This is a genomic window from Paenibacillus sp. FSL H8-0168 (assembly GCF_038592955.1).
GTDB classification, from domain to species: domain Bacteria; phylum Bacillota; class Bacilli; order Paenibacillales; family Paenibacillaceae; genus Paenibacillus; species Paenibacillus polymyxa_B.
On record NZ_CP151948.1, the window covers coordinates 1,577,197 to 1,593,718 of the forward strand.

The 16,522-nt window shown below is 42.8% G+C and carries 18 protein-coding genes and 1 tRNA gene; 14 read left to right on the forward strand and 5 right to left on the reverse strand.

Annotated elements, in window-relative coordinates; genetic code table 11:
* Nucleotides 1-108 precede the first annotated feature (108 nt).
* The 5 genes from MHI21_RS07295 to MHI21_RS07315 all read left to right on the forward strand — a co-directional run bounded on the left by MHI21_RS07295 (nucleotide 109) and on the right by MHI21_RS07315 (nucleotide 4,380).
* Nucleotides 109-591, forward strand: coding sequence for a DUF2809 domain-containing protein (locus MHI21_RS07295; RefSeq protein WP_165176205.1), 483 nt, complete (start codon nucleotides 109-111; stop codon nucleotides 589-591).
* Nucleotides 592-651: 60 nt separating this feature from the next.
* Complete coding sequence (locus tag MHI21_RS07300; RefSeq protein ID WP_342420188.1) at nucleotides 652-1,863, forward strand: SGNH/GDSL hydrolase family protein; 1,212 nt, start codon at nucleotides 652-654, stop codon at nucleotides 1,861-1,863.
* A gap of 115 nt (nucleotides 1,864-1,978) precedes the next feature.
* Entirely contained in the window at nucleotides 1,979-2,923 is a 945-nt protein-coding gene (locus tag MHI21_RS07305) for a class I SAM-dependent methyltransferase (RefSeq protein ID WP_250261989.1), read from the forward strand.
* A gap of 309 nt (nucleotides 2,924-3,232) precedes the next feature.
* A complete protein-coding gene (locus tag MHI21_RS07310) occupies nucleotides 3,233-3,790 on the forward strand; it encodes a hypothetical protein (protein ID WP_341058147.1) in 558 nt (185 codons plus the stop codon).
* A 29-nt stretch (nucleotides 3,791-3,819) separates the two neighbouring features.
* Nucleotides 3,820-4,380, forward strand: a complete 561-nt coding sequence (locus tag MHI21_RS07315) for a GNAT family N-acetyltransferase (RefSeq protein WP_342419726.1) — start codon at nucleotides 3,820-3,822, stop codon at nucleotides 4,378-4,380.
* A 2-nt stretch (nucleotides 4,381-4,382) separates the two neighbouring features.
* Here MHI21_RS07315 and MHI21_RS07320 read toward each other — a convergent pair whose 3' ends face one another.
* Nucleotides 4,383-4,724, reverse strand: a complete 342-nt coding sequence (locus MHI21_RS07320; RefSeq protein ID WP_069291460.1) for a GIY-YIG nuclease family protein — start codon at nucleotides 4,722-4,724, stop codon at nucleotides 4,383-4,385.
* A 33-nt stretch (nucleotides 4,725-4,757) separates the two neighbouring features.
* The gene (locus tag MHI21_RS07325; RefSeq protein WP_342419727.1) at nucleotides 4,758-5,516 is read right to left on the reverse strand and encodes a DUF2087 domain-containing protein; all 759 of its coding nucleotides are present in this window, start codon (nucleotides 5,514-5,516) and stop codon (nucleotides 4,758-4,760) included.
* 208 nt (nucleotides 5,517-5,724) lie between these two features.
* On the opposite strand from MHI21_RS07325, the gene MHI21_RS07330 reads away from it, so the two are divergent.
* The 5 genes from MHI21_RS07330 to MHI21_RS07350 all read left to right on the forward strand — a co-directional run bounded on the left by MHI21_RS07330 (nucleotide 5,725) and on the right by MHI21_RS07350 (nucleotide 8,354).
* The gene (locus MHI21_RS07330) at nucleotides 5,725-6,213 is read left to right on the forward strand and encodes a HEAT repeat domain-containing protein (protein WP_342419728.1); all 489 of its coding nucleotides are present in this window, start codon (nucleotides 5,725-5,727) and stop codon (nucleotides 6,211-6,213) included.
* Nucleotides 6,214-6,240: 27 nt separating this feature from the next.
* The gene (locus MHI21_RS07335) at nucleotides 6,241-6,888 is read left to right on the forward strand and encodes a hypothetical protein (RefSeq protein WP_342419729.1); all 648 of its coding nucleotides are present in this window, start codon (nucleotides 6,241-6,243) and stop codon (nucleotides 6,886-6,888) included.
* Nucleotides 6,889-6,967: 79 nt separating this feature from the next.
* The gene (locus tag MHI21_RS07340; RefSeq protein ID WP_341161948.1) at nucleotides 6,968-7,768 is read left to right on the forward strand and encodes a barstar family protein; all 801 of its coding nucleotides are present in this window, start codon (nucleotides 6,968-6,970) and stop codon (nucleotides 7,766-7,768) included.
* A 28-nt stretch (nucleotides 7,769-7,796) separates the two neighbouring features.
* Entirely contained in the window at nucleotides 7,797-8,057 is a 261-nt protein-coding gene (locus MHI21_RS07345; protein WP_341161947.1) for a hypothetical protein, read from the forward strand.
* Complete coding sequence (locus MHI21_RS07350; RefSeq protein ID WP_023987740.1) at nucleotides 8,058-8,354, forward strand: hypothetical protein; 297 nt, start codon at nucleotides 8,058-8,060, stop codon at nucleotides 8,352-8,354. It abuts the gene before it with no gap.
* A 100-nt stretch (nucleotides 8,355-8,454) separates the two neighbouring features.
* Here MHI21_RS07350 and MHI21_RS07355 read toward each other — a convergent pair whose 3' ends face one another.
* Nucleotides 8,455-8,676: a helix-turn-helix transcriptional regulator gene (locus MHI21_RS07355; protein WP_010349271.1), complete on the reverse strand. Its 222-nt coding sequence runs from the start codon at nucleotides 8,674-8,676 to the stop codon at nucleotides 8,455-8,457.
* A gap of 344 nt (nucleotides 8,677-9,020) precedes the next feature.
* Here MHI21_RS07355 and MHI21_RS07360 point away from each other — a divergent pair, with 344 nt between their 5' ends.
* Nucleotides 9,021-9,425: a hypothetical protein gene (locus MHI21_RS07360; protein ID WP_342419730.1), complete on the forward strand. Its 405-nt coding sequence runs from the start codon at nucleotides 9,021-9,023 to the stop codon at nucleotides 9,423-9,425.
* Nucleotides 9,426-9,465: 40 nt separating this feature from the next.
* On the opposite strand, the gene MHI21_RS07365 is transcribed toward MHI21_RS07360, so the two are convergent.
* Nucleotides 9,466-9,771: a hypothetical protein gene (locus MHI21_RS07365; RefSeq protein ID WP_342419731.1), complete on the reverse strand. Its 306-nt coding sequence runs from the start codon at nucleotides 9,769-9,771 to the stop codon at nucleotides 9,466-9,468.
* A gap of 165 nt (nucleotides 9,772-9,936) precedes the next feature.
* On the opposite strand from MHI21_RS07365, the gene MHI21_RS07370 reads away from it, so the two are divergent.
* Nucleotides 9,937-10,010 (forward strand) — tRNA-Pro (locus MHI21_RS07370).
* Between the two features lie 249 nt (nucleotides 10,011-10,259).
* Here the strand turns inward: MHI21_RS07370 and MHI21_RS07375 are convergent.
* A complete protein-coding gene (locus tag MHI21_RS07375) occupies nucleotides 10,260-11,531 on the reverse strand; it encodes an MFS transporter (RefSeq protein ID WP_342419732.1) in 1,272 nt (423 codons plus the stop codon).
* 707 nt (nucleotides 11,532-12,238) lie between these two features.
* Here MHI21_RS07375 and MHI21_RS07380 point away from each other — a divergent pair.
* Both MHI21_RS07380 and odhB read left to right on the forward strand, forming a co-directional pair.
* Nucleotides 12,239-15,130, forward strand: a complete 2,892-nt coding sequence (locus MHI21_RS07380; protein ID WP_342419733.1) for a 2-oxoglutarate dehydrogenase E1 component — start codon at nucleotides 12,239-12,241, stop codon at nucleotides 15,128-15,130.
* A gap of 5 nt (nucleotides 15,131-15,135) precedes the next feature.
* Complete coding sequence (odhB, locus tag MHI21_RS07385) at nucleotides 15,136-16,434, forward strand: 2-oxoglutarate dehydrogenase complex dihydrolipoyllysine-residue succinyltransferase (protein ID WP_342419734.1); 1,299 nt, start codon at nucleotides 15,136-15,138, stop codon at nucleotides 16,432-16,434.
* Nucleotides 16,435-16,522: the final 88 nt, after the last annotated feature.

The window sequence follows — 16,522 nt, forward strand, 5'->3', positions numbered from 1 at the left end:
CATCAGCAAAAGGTTCAGCAATCTTGCAAGCGCTATCCAAAAGAGGATGCTTTACGAATTTCCAGCAGCTTGGCGAAGATGTCCCAGCATTAGGACAGGTGATTTAGCATGAGGAGCGTTCGTAAGAGCATCATCAGGAAGGCCAATCGGGAAATAAAGGCGAAATTCCGCTGGAAGGCCCGCGCTGCGTACCTAATTGCTGTGCTGGTCACGATTTTGTTGGGTTTGGGAAGCCGGGTTTTCTCCTCCCAGTTGCCTGAATTCGTTGCTAATCACTTTGGGGATGCTTTGTGGGCGTGCATGATTTATTTTGGGCTGAGAATGTTGTGGGTGAATCGTCAATTGTCTGTAGCCCTGTGGGGCAGCTTGCTGTTTTGCTTCGCCATTGAGTTCAGCCAGATGTACCAGGCTCCCTGGATTAACCACATTCGGGCAACGACGCTGGGCGGCTTGGTGCTTGGGAAAGGGTTTCTGACCGCGGATCTGATCAGGTATACAGTTGGCATTGTGGTATCCTGGGCGCTGGATCAAGGCTGTCAAAAGCTGGCGGGGAGCAATACACGTAGAGACAATGACAAACCACTCAAATAACCTGAAAAGCGAGGGTTGCGCTTGAAACAAAAGGGAAAGCGTCACAGGTTGTTCGGTAAGATGATTGGATTATGCGCAGGATTCAGCTTGTTGTTTGCGACCATACTTATCCCAGGGCAGGCACTGGCCGAAAGACAGCTTGCGGCGCCTCTTCGATTCGACTTTGGCCCAGGGAACGTAGCTGACGGCTGCACCCAAGTCACTGCCAAGGATGTTTACACGCCTGAGCGAGGCTATGGATTTACCGATCTTTCCAAGGTGGATGAAGAGGATCGTGGTGGAAGTGATGCTATACGCTCAGATTTTGTTCGTGTTCAAGGATCATCATTTGTCGTCAATTTACCACCTGCGGATTACACGCTTTCCCTTATTGCCGGAGATACTGCCGGAAACACAGACATTACGGTTAAAGCCGAGTCCATTGTCAAGGTAGAACCTACTACCAAAACAGCAGGACAATTTGTCGAGGCTGGATTTGAACTTGCACTCATCGATGGTCAGCTCGAATTGTATTTCTCAGGTAATGAAGCGAAGATTAACGCTTTGGTTATTACTCCAAAGGATGCTCGAACGGCTGGAGAACACCCTTCGGTATACCTTGCGGGAGATTCTACGGTTCAAACCTATAAATCCGCGATGAAGCCTCAGGCGGGCTGGGGGCAAATGATTGCTCCGTTCTTCACAGATGAGCCTATTTTTGTGAACCGTTCTATTGGTGGACGAAGCACGAAAACCTTTCTGGTACAAGGGCGGTTAGATGATATTTTACGCAATATCCGTCCAGGAGATTACCTGCTCATACAGTTTGGGCATAATGATGCCGCGATCAACAACCAAGAGCGTTATGTTTCACCCGCGGATTACAAAGTTTACTTAAAAACCTACATCCAAGGAGCCATGCAACGCGGTGCAACACCTGTGCTAATTACTCCTGTTGGCCGCCGAGATTATGATGCGGCAAGTGCCTCGTTTCGGATTAGTTTCCCGGAATATGTGCAGGCCATGAAGGAAACAGCATCGGAGACAAATGTTGCACTGGTCGATCTTAGCCGCTTGAGTGTAGCGTACTACGATACACTTGGCCTCGAAGGAACACTCCCGTTATTTTTACATGTGGAGCCAGGGGTGTATCCTGCATTTCCTGATGGAGTGAAGGATGATACACATTTTCAGGAATACGGTGCGGAGCAAATAGCTCGGCTGGTAGCTCAGGGAATACGTGAGCTGAATATTCCTTTATCCTCTTATGTACAGGCGGAAGATTCGCAATAAAACATTATTTCCATAGTCATGGTATACTTAGAAAATAAGCGGGCCCTACCCAAAGATAGCATTGCTTAGGCTTGGGTAGGGCTCTAATGTTCTGGATCTTAAGGAGGAAGCGAGAATGACAGTCGCTCAACTTCATAATCTTATTAACGGTCAACTCCTGTACAATCAGCATCGGAGTTTATTTTATATGCGCGAGGGTTCTGTTCTGTTAGGACCTTCAACAGAAATGACGTACTGGCTGACGCAGAGAAGCTCGGAGCTGATCCTCATGCTTCAAAGCTTGAAGCGCCAGCATACGTATAACGCTTTTGTGACGGATGTAGCGGCTAAAATACTGTCCCAGTTTGTAAATACCAATCAGTATCTACATTTTCACACAGATCATGCGAGGGAGCTTACGGAGCTGTATGATCGACTCTTCACTCGGATTGAAAAGTTGTTCCAGAAGAAATCTATAGATAGAGCAATCCTGGACTTGCTGCTTCAGCAGCATTATGGACATTTGAGAGATTTTTTAACTCGTACCAATGGACGTGAAATGTTTGCTAAGTATGCAGAGTGTGAGTATACCTTTTGGATACCTTGTGAGGAATATACGCCGGAGTTGCAAGCCAATCTACTAGGATTGGACATTGCTCGTTTGCAAGAGCCTGTTCTAGATGTTGGTTGCGGATCTGAGGCACGGTTAATTACTTATTTACGTGCCTGTGGAATTGAGGCTTACGGAACAGATCGGCTGGCTGAAACAGAAGGTTGTGTCACTCGAGGAGATTGGTTAGAGACCACCTTTGGAGAAAGTGCATGGGGGACGATCATTTCACATATGGCATTCTCCAATCATTTTATACATCATCATCTGAAGGCAGATGGTAATATTCATGAGTACGCTCGCAAATATATGGAATTGCTTAGAGCCATTCGGCCAGGAGGGAGTTTTATTTACAGTCCGTGCCTTCCGTTTATGGAAGAGCTTTTGGATGCCCGAATGGGTTATCAAGTAGAGTATATCCAGTCATCTGAAGGTTACAGGGCCACGAAAATAACGCGTGTACATTCATAAGCGCGAGTAGTAGTCCATTCATTTGTCAGATTCATTCTTGGAATGGTAGTATAAGGATAGATATTACTCTATTTGGGATTCTGTTAATGATAAAGATTCTCATGAAGCTAATTAGATACCATTAGAGGATGATCATTAGCAGTATGGCTGCACTGAATAATATTGATTAGCTTACGGATAACGGAATTTTCAGGAAAGATTAAATCATATTTTCCTAAAAGCCGATATATGGGAATGAGGCGAGAACATACTGTTATTATACCCGCCCGAAAATGGAAGTATATAATTTGGGTTAGGAGAGTAGAAGAAGTGTCAGATCTGTATACGAAAAAAGAAGTAGAAGATTATGTAACGAACGTGGTTTTCGAACGACCTTTAGGTGTAAGCATTTCAGCCATTTTATTGATCTTTAATGGGGCACTTCTGTTGGTGACCCAGCTATTGACGCTTAATGCATTAAATGAGGCTTCTACGTTAGTAGGCATTTGTAGGGGCATGTTTCAAGGATTTATCGCGTTACTCGGTTTGGCAGGGACGACTGCCGGTGTCGGTATGTTATTTGGTAAGAAGTGGGCTTGGTGGCTGGCAGTATTTTATTTTACATATGAGACCATGCGTTATACGTGTGCAATTCTGTTTATTCCGGATATCCCTCCAACGTTGGGCGGTGTACAGCTAAACCCTGCTCTATACTACGTAAAATATGGTATGCGTATTATTTGGAATTTGTTGTTTACGTTGTTCATGTGTCGTAGTAAAGTCACAGGTTTTTTTCAAACAAGTGGAATCAGCAAGTGGAGAGCATGTATTGTATTATTCTTCATAAATGGAGTGATGGTTGGGATTGGCTGGTGGCTGATAAGATAGGTTCTTCGATGTGAAGGAGGAGATGGATAATGTCAATGGAAACGTTTCCGATTTTAGAAACCGATAGGCTTCGTTTAAGACAGCTTACAGTAGGGGATGCGGAGGATGTGTTCGGCTATTTCTCCAAGGATGAGGTCACACAATATTATGACTTGGAAAGCTTTACAGAGGTAGAGCAAGCCGAAAAATTTATTCGTTCGATGCTAACCAGATATGAGAAGCAAGAGGGCTTTCGTTGGGGGATTACGATAAAAGAAGCTCCTGAGCGGATCGTGGGTACAATTGGATTCCATAACTGGCACAAGGAGCACTCCCGTATTGAAATTGGGTATGAGCTGGCACCGGAATATTGGCGGCAAGGTCTGATGACAGAAGCGATGAAGGTGGTCGTGAATTATGGCTTTCAATTGCCGCAGGTTCACCGTATAGAAGCCTTCATTGATCCAGATAACGAAGGCTCCAGACGGCTACTGCTCAAAAGTGGCTTTACTAAAGAAGGTCACCTGAGAGACTATTTTTATGAAAAAGGTCAGTTTGTCGACGCTGTTATTTTTGGCTACCTTCGGAAGGAGTTTTCCGTGGATCGGTAAGTTTACAAATATCCCTTGTCTCCGTATGGCTGGAGTCGATCAAGCCAGGTCTGCTCCAGCTTTGTCAGTGCATCTTTGACATCAAAGAACGCTGAGTCCTTTTTCTTCAAAACGTCCAGCACTTCAAATTCAAACGAATCTTCGCCATACTCATTCCATTCCTGTTGCAGTTGTTTATTCTTAAATCCACCCATGTTCAGCTCAAAACGCCGTCCATTCAGCGACTTTAAATTCGGCGTGGAAGAGACGAAAATTTTTCCATTACGTGTATTGCGAATGCAATAGATTCCTGCCTCTGTCTTCATCTCCATGTACTGCTGCACCAATTCTTTTCTTCGATTCATTGTCGAATCCTCCTATTGTATAAACGTTGAGCTTCAAGATTCCTTCAACCAATATTCACTGCCATCCGGCTTGCGATCCAATAGACTATATTCAATCATATATCTTCGCACCGTGACATAATCGTCATACACTTCCTGTAAAATCGCATTGATATCCTTCTCATGATATATTTGTCCCTTCACAAAACGGCCCGCAATTTCACGTAGCACAATCAGCTTGTGCTTTTCTTGCATTTTAAAGGTTTTCAGGCATCCGTCTGTCCCATTCGGAAAATACTTCGTGAGTACCTTTTGCCTTTCGTCTTCCGTAATGTTGTAGCGTTCGTCCACCATCCGTGCTCCTATGGGTACTTCTACAATGGCAGGAGCGTGGCGGTCTTTCTCCTTTAGCAGCTCCATTAATGTGAGAAATACCTTGGCTTGCCGTTCTTTTTCTTTGAGACCAAAGCGATGATTGCGTATGGTGGATGCGCTACCGATTCCGGTTTCCTTTTGAATGTCCGCATCGCCCATGCCTTGATAAAATAATTGGAGCAGTCGATTCTGATGATCCGTCAGTCCAGTCAGCTTTTTGTCCAGACCGATCAAATAGTCAAACACCGATCCGTACGTCCGCTCAATATGAAGTCGCATGTACCTCTCCGCGTCATAAAATACCCCTTGATCCTGATATATGATGCCTTGCTCAAATCGATGTCCGTCCAGCAGGCAAATTACCTGCTCTTCTTGGCGAATATATCCTCGCTTTAGTTCTTCGATTCCAGCATTCCAGAACAGTTCGGAATGATCCATTTTAGCAAACACCTCAATTAAATGATGATTATTTTATAGACAATATAACATTTTGTTTATTTTAAATCAATGAATGGATATTTATTTAGGGTCTCGACAATGTTCGCTATATACAAAAGAGACATCGGATTGTTATCATATGTAAATTATTGAATTGCATTAAGACTGGATAGTTGCTATATATTGTAATAAGGTGGGTTGGTAAACTATGAACAAAATGCGATTAGAAGAAGTCATAGAAAGTGGAGATTTAAAGGAAGCGGTAAGGATTATAGAGGAGATAGGTGAAAAGCTGGATTATACATTCACTCCAATATTATTGAGATATTTAGCAACGACGGATAGTGTATTGCTAAGAAATGTAATCGCCATTACGTTAGCTGATCTAGGAGACCGTGAAGCGGTGTTGCCTCTTATCGACTTGTTAAGAAATCCAAAGACCAAGGGGAATAGAGGAACACTGTTATATGCTTTAGAATTTTTTGACGTATCTACTCATGTTGTGGCGCTGGTAGATTTACTGGATGATACCTTTGAAGCGAGTAGACAATCCTATCAACTGATAAGTACCGTACAAGATAAAATTACTAAGGCGCAAAAGGACATATGTAGACAAAAGATAAGAAGAAAGCTAGCCGATTATAAAAACAAATATAAGCGTGACTTTTTGCTGGAATCTTTAGAGCTTTTTACATGATTCTTTTATTAGAGAGGTTTGGTTGGAGTGGTAAAAAAAACTGTTTTATTCGTGATCATCATTGTAATTGCATACATAGTTGTATCCATTACAACAGGAAGTCCGATAAAAAGAGTCCAATTTCGGAGTAACGCCACTGACTACCTACATAAAACGTACACTATGAACTGGAAAATTGATTCAATAGATTATGATTTTAAGAATGATAAATTTATAGCTAATGTGATCTCTGACTCAGGGATTTCTTTTTTGGTGGATGAAGACTATTATGGGCAAATGATGGATAACTATGCCTGTTCTATTTGGATGGATGAGATAAACACTGCCGTGACCAAAAAAGCAAAGGAAGTTACAGGATCAGATGCAGAAGTGATAGTAGATATATATAGTCTTGGAAGTCATACTATAATATACCGCGATGAAATTCCAAGCTATTCTACTGTTAGCCGAGCCTTCTCATCAAACGCTACAATTCTTATTAAAGGTAACTTTTCGGCCACTCACTATCTGCAAGAGATGTTGGAAATAAAGCAGTGGATTGTTGAAAAGAAGTATGATGCTTCGTTAACATTTAAGTCTGAGAAGGGGGAAATTTATTTTGCAATACCTGCAGAAGATCTAAAAAAAATAAAAAGTGTAGAGGATCTCAATCCTTATCGGCTTCAAATTAATTGATTATTCTACTCAAGAAGCTAAAAGTGATGCCTTAAAATGCTACATTCCTTAAAATTATTGTGAGGAGGTATGATATAAAATGAGGCCGAGATTTGCTGTCATTGACGATGAAAGTGGGCTCACTGTTGGTTATTGTAGAGATGTGGTTGGCTTAACGGGTGATATCATTGTCGAAACATATAAAAAGGTCATTTTTGAGCAATTTGTATTTAACGAAGAATTCATAGAAAACATAACGAAGTTAAAACAATCTATATACAACTTGTACATTGCTATTTTAAATGATGAAGAAACAGTGATTGGAAGCTATTATTATCACCTACCTGAATCTTACATAATCAATAAACTAAACTACAATAAAGGAAACTTCAATCTGGAGTTAACAGGTATACTTGAAACGAAGCCCTCCCCTGTGGAATTAAGATTATGGGAGTTTTTTAAGGGTGATAAGTCGCTTGAAAATAATATATGGCAAGGCTTTTCTAAAGAAGAACGGTCCGGGTGGCTAAACGTGACTAGAATACATTCTGCATCTAATCATTTTGCCAGACTGGATAAACGAGGAGAAGTCTACACCTTGGACGGCGAATACATATCTGATTTTACAACATTTTTCATAGCACTTGGTGAAGCGATTAATGGGCCCGGAGGGTACTATGGATTTAGCTTGGACAGTATATCGGACTGTCTCTGTGGAGGTTTTGGGACAGTAGGACCGTTCACGATCCATTGGGAAAACGCACATTATTTGTTGGAAAGATTCGAGGAAGAATGGGATCAAGAAGAGAGATGTTATGGATTTTCACCACAGCAATATTTTACGGATCTTTTAACGATCTTAGTATTAGGTGGTGTTACCGTGAATTTTTCTTCGAATTAAGATAGCTAAGCAAGAAGGGATTTTTGAAATGGAATATAAATTAATGCAACCACCTTTTGACATGAAAGAATACTCTGAAATGAGTGAAAACGAAGCTAAAGAACATTTTAATTGGTTTAAACAACAAATACCTTCGCGTTTAGAGCAACTTGGCGCATTTTCACAGATACATCTGGATTACAGTGATCGTTCGCTCATAGATATTTGGGAATGGTATTTAAGAAATGTACAGATTCAAAACAAAAGTACGTCAGAATTAGAAGAGGAGTATTCAGAGACTGAAGAATGATTGAAGAGCTATATATGTGAGAATAAACTCGACACAAAATCCCAAGCTTTTACACTGGATATTGCCATTTATCTAGGTGAGGTTGTAAAAAGTAATCACAGTGGGTTGGATTGGGGAGTTGTTTTTAAACCCAAGTCGTATGTTAGCCTTAATCGCCCTGTTATCACTGGTTTGACTAAGCAAAAAGATATGGATGTGATCATGATTTTATCGAATAAAATGTTTGCAGTATTAAAGGGACAACGTAACCCTAATGCTTTATTTGACATTTATCATACATGGAAAGAGTTTATTTGAAATCGCCGATAGGAATGGTTTAACGATGAGCGAATCTAATTGAGTGGAAGATCGGTAAAAAATTTGAATATTGTATAAAAAACAGAGGGCCGTAAGCATGTTAACGGCTCTCTTCGTCGTCTTCTGGCAAGTATTCGATCAGTTCACCAGGGAGTACGCCAAGGGTTCTACAAAGTGTGTTCAAGGTTGGAAAGTCAATTCGGGCGTTTGCGTTGGAGGCCAAAGCTTTAACCGTATTCCTATTAATTCCCGTAATAGAAACAATATCTTTCTGTTCGAGTCCACGGTCCTTCATAATTTTATCAAGAGAAAATCTAATCACAACAATTCCTCCAAAAAGTAATCAGGTAAACTAGTTGACATGTATGAAACATAAGTGTATATTTGTAATCAAGTAATCTAGTTAACAAGATTATAAGTAAACTAAGTTGATGCCTTTATAGTATCAAAATGCTTTAAATTTAGCAACAGTCACTATTTTGATAATCCTAAAACAATTAATGCGTGAGGAGGCTTAAAAATCGTATAGAAGTTTCCTTATAAAATTCATATAACAACGTTATATAATAATTTTAAGCGGTTTTTAAAATGGATAAATTGTAATACAGGTTAATATTTCATCGAACTAAGCTGTGATAAATGAACAAAGGAATGGAGCGAGGATGTATGACAGAATGGGTAATGGGATTGGAACGAGTATCCATGGTTCAGGGGCCATATGATTTACCTCATATGTATGAGATATGCGAGGGGATTCTGTATGACCATCAATATTTCTTTTACCTCGAAAATGGCATACTGTGTTTGCGCCATGTGAAGAAGGTGGAGCAATCATATCATACGCATCTTTATCTGGATGGAGAGAGCGGAGGCTTGCAACTGGCAGAGGGTGTACAAGGGGAAGTTATGCAAGTTGTCACGGATATCATCGAACGCTTACGCGCTAAGGATGGACTGACATTTTTATTCGATGAACTGCTGTGGCTACATGGTAGGGGACCCATTGAATTAAACCTTTTCAATAAGAAGGATGAAGTGACCCCAAGTGGCAGACAACTTGCTACGAAATAAATGATTTTTATGCTCTATATCATGGAACTTGTAGAAAAAATTATGATTTCAGTGAATGTACCAGTTGTTGACTGATAAAAATGAGCGGATACCGAATCAATATGGTCAATTCCACCACAACAGCATCACCAGAGGGAGTAAATCCAAAATCACCTCCCAATAATATGTTTTGCTGCTGCTTTGATGAAGGAAATTCCGGTTCATCCAAGCCATATTGTTCTTTGATTCTCTCTTTCGTTTCTTGATCTATGATAAGGTTCTCCTGTGCAAAGGTATAGCAGACAGGAACGCTTAATTGTATTAAAAGAAGTAATGCAACGGGTATAAGCACTTTTTTGCTTTGCATGGTTAGCTCCTAAGATCTCTGTTTTTGACCTCTTAACTTTTGTATCTACCATAATGAAAACAACTTAAAAATGCAACGGAAGAATGAGAAAATAATCCCTTTACAGGATTTTATGACCAGAATATAATGGTAAATAACAGCATCGATCTACATACACTGAGTTATCGGGGTATAGCGCAGTCAGGTAGCGCGCACCCTTGGGGTGGGTGAGGTCGTGGGTTCGAATCCCGCTACTCCGATTTCAATCAAAATGTCCTGCTGATGCAGCTAATGCGTCTGCCGGGCGTTTTTTTTTTGAATATTACATACCCTATCGGTCTATGTATCTACTGGGTTGTGACGAGCTAGTCGTATGCAACCAACGTATGTACTTGTGGAGTATTTGAGGGGGGATATGATGAAGCCACCTCTGCATTGGATTCGGAGGCGGAAGTGGCAACTCAACAATCGCTGGCGGAATGGTCTGCTGTTTGACTTTTTTAATTTGCCTATAAAGATTCCTGAAGGGTCTTGGAAGAAGTGCTGTAATCAGCATAACGGGGAAGCACAATAGTGTAGTATATTCCTACAATAACGGTACAGACCCCAACTAATAAAAACAAGAGCTCAATTGAAATAAATGAAGGAAAGCTTATAGCAATGAAACCTAATGTAAGAGATTGGGACAGCATCATTAACGGATTAATCAAACCTTGCACACGTCCCATCATTTGAGGATCTACAATACGAGGAAGCCATCCTCCTATGCCAATGTTAATGAACGGAAGTATCAGTGCAATGACAAAATTGATAATCAGAAAAGCGTAGATGTGGTCAACAAATCCTAGTATGCACATACCTATTCCGGCTACCAGAACTCCCGCTGCAATCATTTGGTGTAGCTTTAGCTTGGCGGAGATGAGAGAAGCGATTAGGGTACCAAGCAACACACCAGCTCCAAAAATAATACCTGTCCAAACCATATACTGCTCATAGTTGCCTGGAGCTAGCTTATATTTAAGAATAAACATCGGTAAAACGCTAAAACCACCATTTAAAATACCGAACATAAAAAAGCCTGAAACCAACCAAAGCAATAGTCTGTTGCGTAATATGTAAAGAAACCCTTGTTTAAAATCGATCATGACAAGTTTGAATTTTAATTGTTTGAATTGATGTGCCCCGTTCGGAAGGCGTACTTCCTTTGGAATTTTGCAGGAACGAATAAGCAGTGCAGACACAATAAAAGAAATAGCATCAATTAGGATGGCTCCAGTAATTCCAAAGTGCCAGTAGACGACGGCCCCTAGAGTTCCTCCAAATAACATGAAAAGACTCCCCATCATTTGATTGAGGCCTGCGGCAATGGTGTAATCATCTTCGCTTAATATCCCCTGTATAATGGCACTTTCGGCTGGGAAGAAAAATTTGGAGGCAGCACTACGAATGAAGAGGAGGGCAAATATCAAAGGAATCGAATCGACCCAAATAAAAATAAGCAAACATAAGGATAAAAAAGCGCTGATCCAGTCACAATTAACAGCAATTTTTTGTCTGTCCATCCGATCTGCCAGCACTCCAACCACGAGAAATACTACCAGCATCGGGAGCGAATACATTAACTCGGCAAGCGTTGCATAGTATGGCTGATTTGTAAACCGTTTCAACAAATAAAACATGAATGCAGTAACCCCGATAATTCCTCCCATTTGTGAGGCGAAGGTTGCCAGGAAAAACCTGACATAATTCTTGTTTCTGAGTACTTGTTTTAATCCAGTCACAGTTCCATCCCTTTCGCTTTCAAAGCGGTTTTTAGATGCCTAATTAAAATAATAGTGAAAAGTAGGAATATTGTACAGAAAAGTGACTTTAATGTCACTTTAAGTTTGAATTTGCATCGTATCAGACCCTCTGCCTTTTAAATTCTGCTGTTAACGATAATCATAGTGGGGTGGACTGGGAAGTTGTTTTTAAAATAGTTTGGCGTAGTATAAGGTGCAACATAAACTTAAATAACCAGCCGTCGGTTGAGATCCGACGGCTGGTTATTTAAGTTGCCAGGTGTTTGATTCCTGACTCACAAATGGATGTTAGTCTCCAATCTTAATGAAGCTAAGTCCTCGCCATTTGTAGTGATTACTTTTTTATACCTATCAAAGCTTTTCTTCTTTTTGTAGAATGGCTTCTTTTGATTGTCCGATATGTTGTTTGAAATAATCCATACGGTAATCGTCTATAATGGGGGGTAAGAATTACAGAATGACCCGATTCATCTCATTTACGCATGGATATGTTGAGAAAAAGGAAATGCTCATAGCTAGAAAACTTTATACAATGGAAGAGGACTAAGAACTGTGAAATTCGACTTTTGATGAAGGATTTCATATAATGTGAGCATATTGTGAACAACTTAAATTGAAGACTTAATAAAAAAATGAAAATGATTTCCGTCCAGCTATGAATTTCAAAATTTGACGGAGGGAACGAGATGACAATGGAAGAGAGCAACAGACAGGTACCCTGGCAGGCGTATTACGGACCTAATCTAGGTTATGTGCAGGACCAGTATGAAAAGTATGTAGCGGACCCCGGAACGGTTGACCCGGCTTACCGCGAGCTGTTTGATCAATGGGGTGAGCCGCCACAATCCGAATATTCGGCTGCTTCCATGATAGACAACAAATTGCAAGGCCCCCCCACAAGTGCTTTGGGGCACCTTGATTCAAACACATTGCAGAAAGCGGTTACAGCGGGGAAAATGGTGTGGAATATCCGTGAATATGGACATTTAGCCGCCCAGATTGATCCGCTGGGACTGGATGCAGAGCAGGATACACGCTTGCTTAATCCAGCATCTTACGGTTTAACTGAACAAGACTTGAAGGCTTTTCCAGCCTCTTTAATATGGGATAACGCTCCTGCGGGAACACTTAACGGATGGGAAGCCATTCAACGGTTACGTGTGGCATACACAGGACCGATTGCCTATGAATTTAGTCATATTCACAACGAGGAGGAACGCCGCTGGCTGAACAGCTATGCAGAATCTGGCTGGTCCTCCAAGCCACTTACAACACAGGAACGCAAGTCGTTGCTAGGCAGATTGGTAGAAGTAGAACAGTTCGAAGAGTTTTTGCATAAAACATTCGTCGGACAGAAACGTTTTTCCATCGAGGGTAATGATGTGCTTGTCCCTGTTCTCGACGAGATTATTCGTCTAACGACAAATGCAGGAGCAAGTCATGTCCTGATGGGTATGGCGCATCGCGGTCGTTTGAATGTACTGGCTCATGTGCTGGGCAAGCCTTACAGTAAAATTTTCTCTGAATTTCATCATTCGCCGAATAAGGATTTGATCCCGTCGGAAGGTTCCACAGGAATTAACTACGGCTGGACTGGCGATGTAAAATATCATCTGGGTGCTGATCGTTTTGTAAAAGATGGGGGAGCGGTGCAGGCCCGTCTGACATTGGCGAATAACCCAAGTCACCTGGAATATGTAAATCCGGTAGTACAAGGATTTTCACGAGCTGCACAGGAAGACCGCAGTGAGGCTGGTTATCCGAAGCTGGATGTGAGCAAGGCAGCTACAATTATTATGCATGGTGATGCGGCTTTCCCAGGTGAAGGTATCGTGGCAGAATCACTTAATTTCACGAATTTGCGTGGCTTCCGTAATGGCGGCACGGTCCATATTATTGTGAATAATCGTTTGGGTTTTACGACAGAGAGTGTCGATTCACGTTCGACCCGTTATGCCAGTGATTTGGCTAAAGGCTATGAAATTCCAATTGTGCATGTGAACGCGGATAATCCTGAAGCCTGCATTGCAGCGGCACGTATGGCTGGTGAATATCGCAATCGTTTCAAGAAGGATTTTTTGATTGATCTGATTGGTTACCGTCGTTATGGTCACAATGAATCCGATGACCCGGAAACAACACAACCGCTGGTATACCGTAAGGTGAAGAATCATCCGACGGTGAGCAAATTATATGCTCAAAAGCTGATGAAGCAGGGTATAGTGGATGAAGCGTTTAGTGCCGGCCTCATTGAAAAGGTCCAAAACAGACTGAAGGAAGCGCATGAGCATGTGAAGAATCAACCGGAACAAGAGCCGGAAATGACTCCTGTGAAGGCGAAAAAGAATCAGAATTCTATGGTACGTACTGCAGTGGAATTGAAAAAGCTGCGCCAAATCAATGAAAACTTACTCAAATGGCCACAGGCTTTTCATGTATATCCGAAGCTGGATCGAATTTTACAGCGTAGAAAAACCGCTCTGAACGAAGGGGAAAAGGTAGATTGGAGCTTGGCGGAGACGCTGGCTTTGGCCACCATTCTCGCAGACGGCAAGCCTATTCGTATGACAGGTCAGGATGCGGAGCGAGCTACATTTGCTCACCGTAACCTTGTGCTGCATGAGCCTGAAACAGGCCGTACACATTGTCCGTTGCATACATTGCCGGAAGCACGTGCTTCATTCAGTATTCATAACAGTCCATTGTCTGAGGCATCTGTCCTCGGCTTTGAATATGGCTATAACGTGTATTCTCCTGAAACGTTAGTGATTTGGGAAGCACAATTCGGCGATTTTGCTAACTGTGCACAGGTTATTTTTGACCAATTCATCTCCGCAGGCCGTGCCAAATGGAGACAGAAATCGAGTCTAGTGATGATGTTACCGCATGGTAGCGAAGGACAAGGACCAGAGCATACAAGCGCACGTCTGGAGCGTTTTCTCCAGTTGTCCGCACAAAATAACTGGACTGTCGCTAATTTGAGCAGTGCCTCACAGTATTTCCATCTGCTACGCCGTCAGGCTGCATTAAGCGAAAGTGAGGAAGCCCGCCCGCTTGTGATGATGTCGCCGAAGAGCCTGATTCGTAATAATCGTGTCGCTTCGCCTGCTTCTGAATTCAGCGAAGGAGCGTTCCGTCCTGTGTTGGAACAGCCTGGTCTGGGTGCACGTCCGGATCGTGTAGAGCGCATTGTACTGTGCAGTGGCAAGATTGCCATTGATCTCGAAGAAGCATTGGAAAAGGATAAGAATGAGGCAGAAGAGCGTCTGCATATTATTCGTGTGGAGCAGCTATACCCTTTCCCGGAAGAGGAAATTCGGAATATTTTCGGCCGCTTCCCGCATGTTAAGGAGTTTGTATGGGCTCAGGAAGAACCTAAAAATATGGGGGCTTGGAGTTACATTGAACCTCGTCTACGGAATGTAGTGCCACAGGGAGCGGAAATTCGTTACGCAGGCAGACCAGATCGTTCAAGCCCAGCGAGCGGTTATCAGCAAGTACACAGTCTAGAGCAACAGCGAATTATTCAATCGGCGTTGAAGCAGGATTCCAAAAACAATATTACACTTGGGAGGTAGCGGCTGTGAGCGATATTATAGTGCCAGCAATGGGAGAATCCATCACGGAAGGAACAATCTCCAAATGGCTTGTGAAGGAAGGGGATTCCGTAGGACAGGGAGATGTTCTACTGGAGCTGGAAACCGATAAGGTCAATCTGGAAATTAGTGCGGAAGAAGCAGGTGTGGTCCAGAAAATCCTTCGTCAGGAGGGTGATACTGTAGTCATCGGTGAAGCTGTTGGCTTGATCGGAAGCGGCAGTGGTGGTGCGGAATCAACCGGTGCTGGAGAAGTTGCAGCGACTCAAGCGCCTGAAGCACCGTCCGTAGCGACTTCACCGTCTTCCGTAGAAGGCGGCGGTAAAGCTGAAGAAAAGTCTGCACCGCCTATTTCATCGAATAGCGACGGGAATGGCCAGACGGCATCACCATCCGCCCGGAAGTTGGCGCGTGAGCGCGGGATTGATCTTGAGCAGGTACAGGGAAAGGACCCGCTGGGACGTGTTTTCCAGGAGGACGTAAAAACGCATAACAGCGCTGAAGTGTCACGTGCAGCATCTGTACCTGCGTCTCCCGCTACTAGCAAGCCTGCGCCTCCGTCTCCAGCACAAACGGAGTACAGCAAGCCTGTGGAACGCCAGCGGATGTCTCGGCGCAGAGCGACGATCGCTAAGCGTCTTGTTGAAGCACAGCAAACAGCTGCCATGCTCACCACTTTTAATGAAGTGGATATGACCGCCATTCTCGATGTGCGTAAACGCCGTAAAGATAAGTTTAAGGAAAAACATGATGTAGGTTTGGGCTTTATGTCCTTCTTTACAAAGGCAGTGGTTGGCGCACTCAAGCGCTTCCCTACCGTGAATGCAGAAATTAACGGCGATGATATCGTACTGAAAAAATACTATGATATCGGGATCGCTGTATCTGCCAAGGAAGGTTTGGTCGTGCCAGTTGTGCGGGATGCCGATCGTCTTGGCTTTGCTGAGATCGAGAAAAGTATTGCAGATTTGGCTGGCAAAGCACGCTCCAATTCGCTTTCTCTGGCCGACTTGCAAGGAGGAACGTTTACTATCACCAATGGAGGTATTTTCGGCTCCCTGCTGTCTACGCCAATTCTCAATACGCCGCAAGTGGGTATTTTGGGAATGCATAAGATCCAACTTCGCCCGATTGCCATCGACGAGGAACGCATGGAAAATCGTCCGATGATGTATATCGCGTTGTCCTACGATCACCGGATTATTGATGGTAGCGAGGCGGTTCGTTTCCTGGTAACGGTCAAAGAATTGCTGGAAGATCCGGAATCATTGTTACTGGAAGGATAAAATAAATCGGGCAAGGTATCTCCCCTTTACGTGTATGACAAAAGCAGACTCTTGCGAGTCTGCTTTTTTTCCTGCATAGTTATAACAT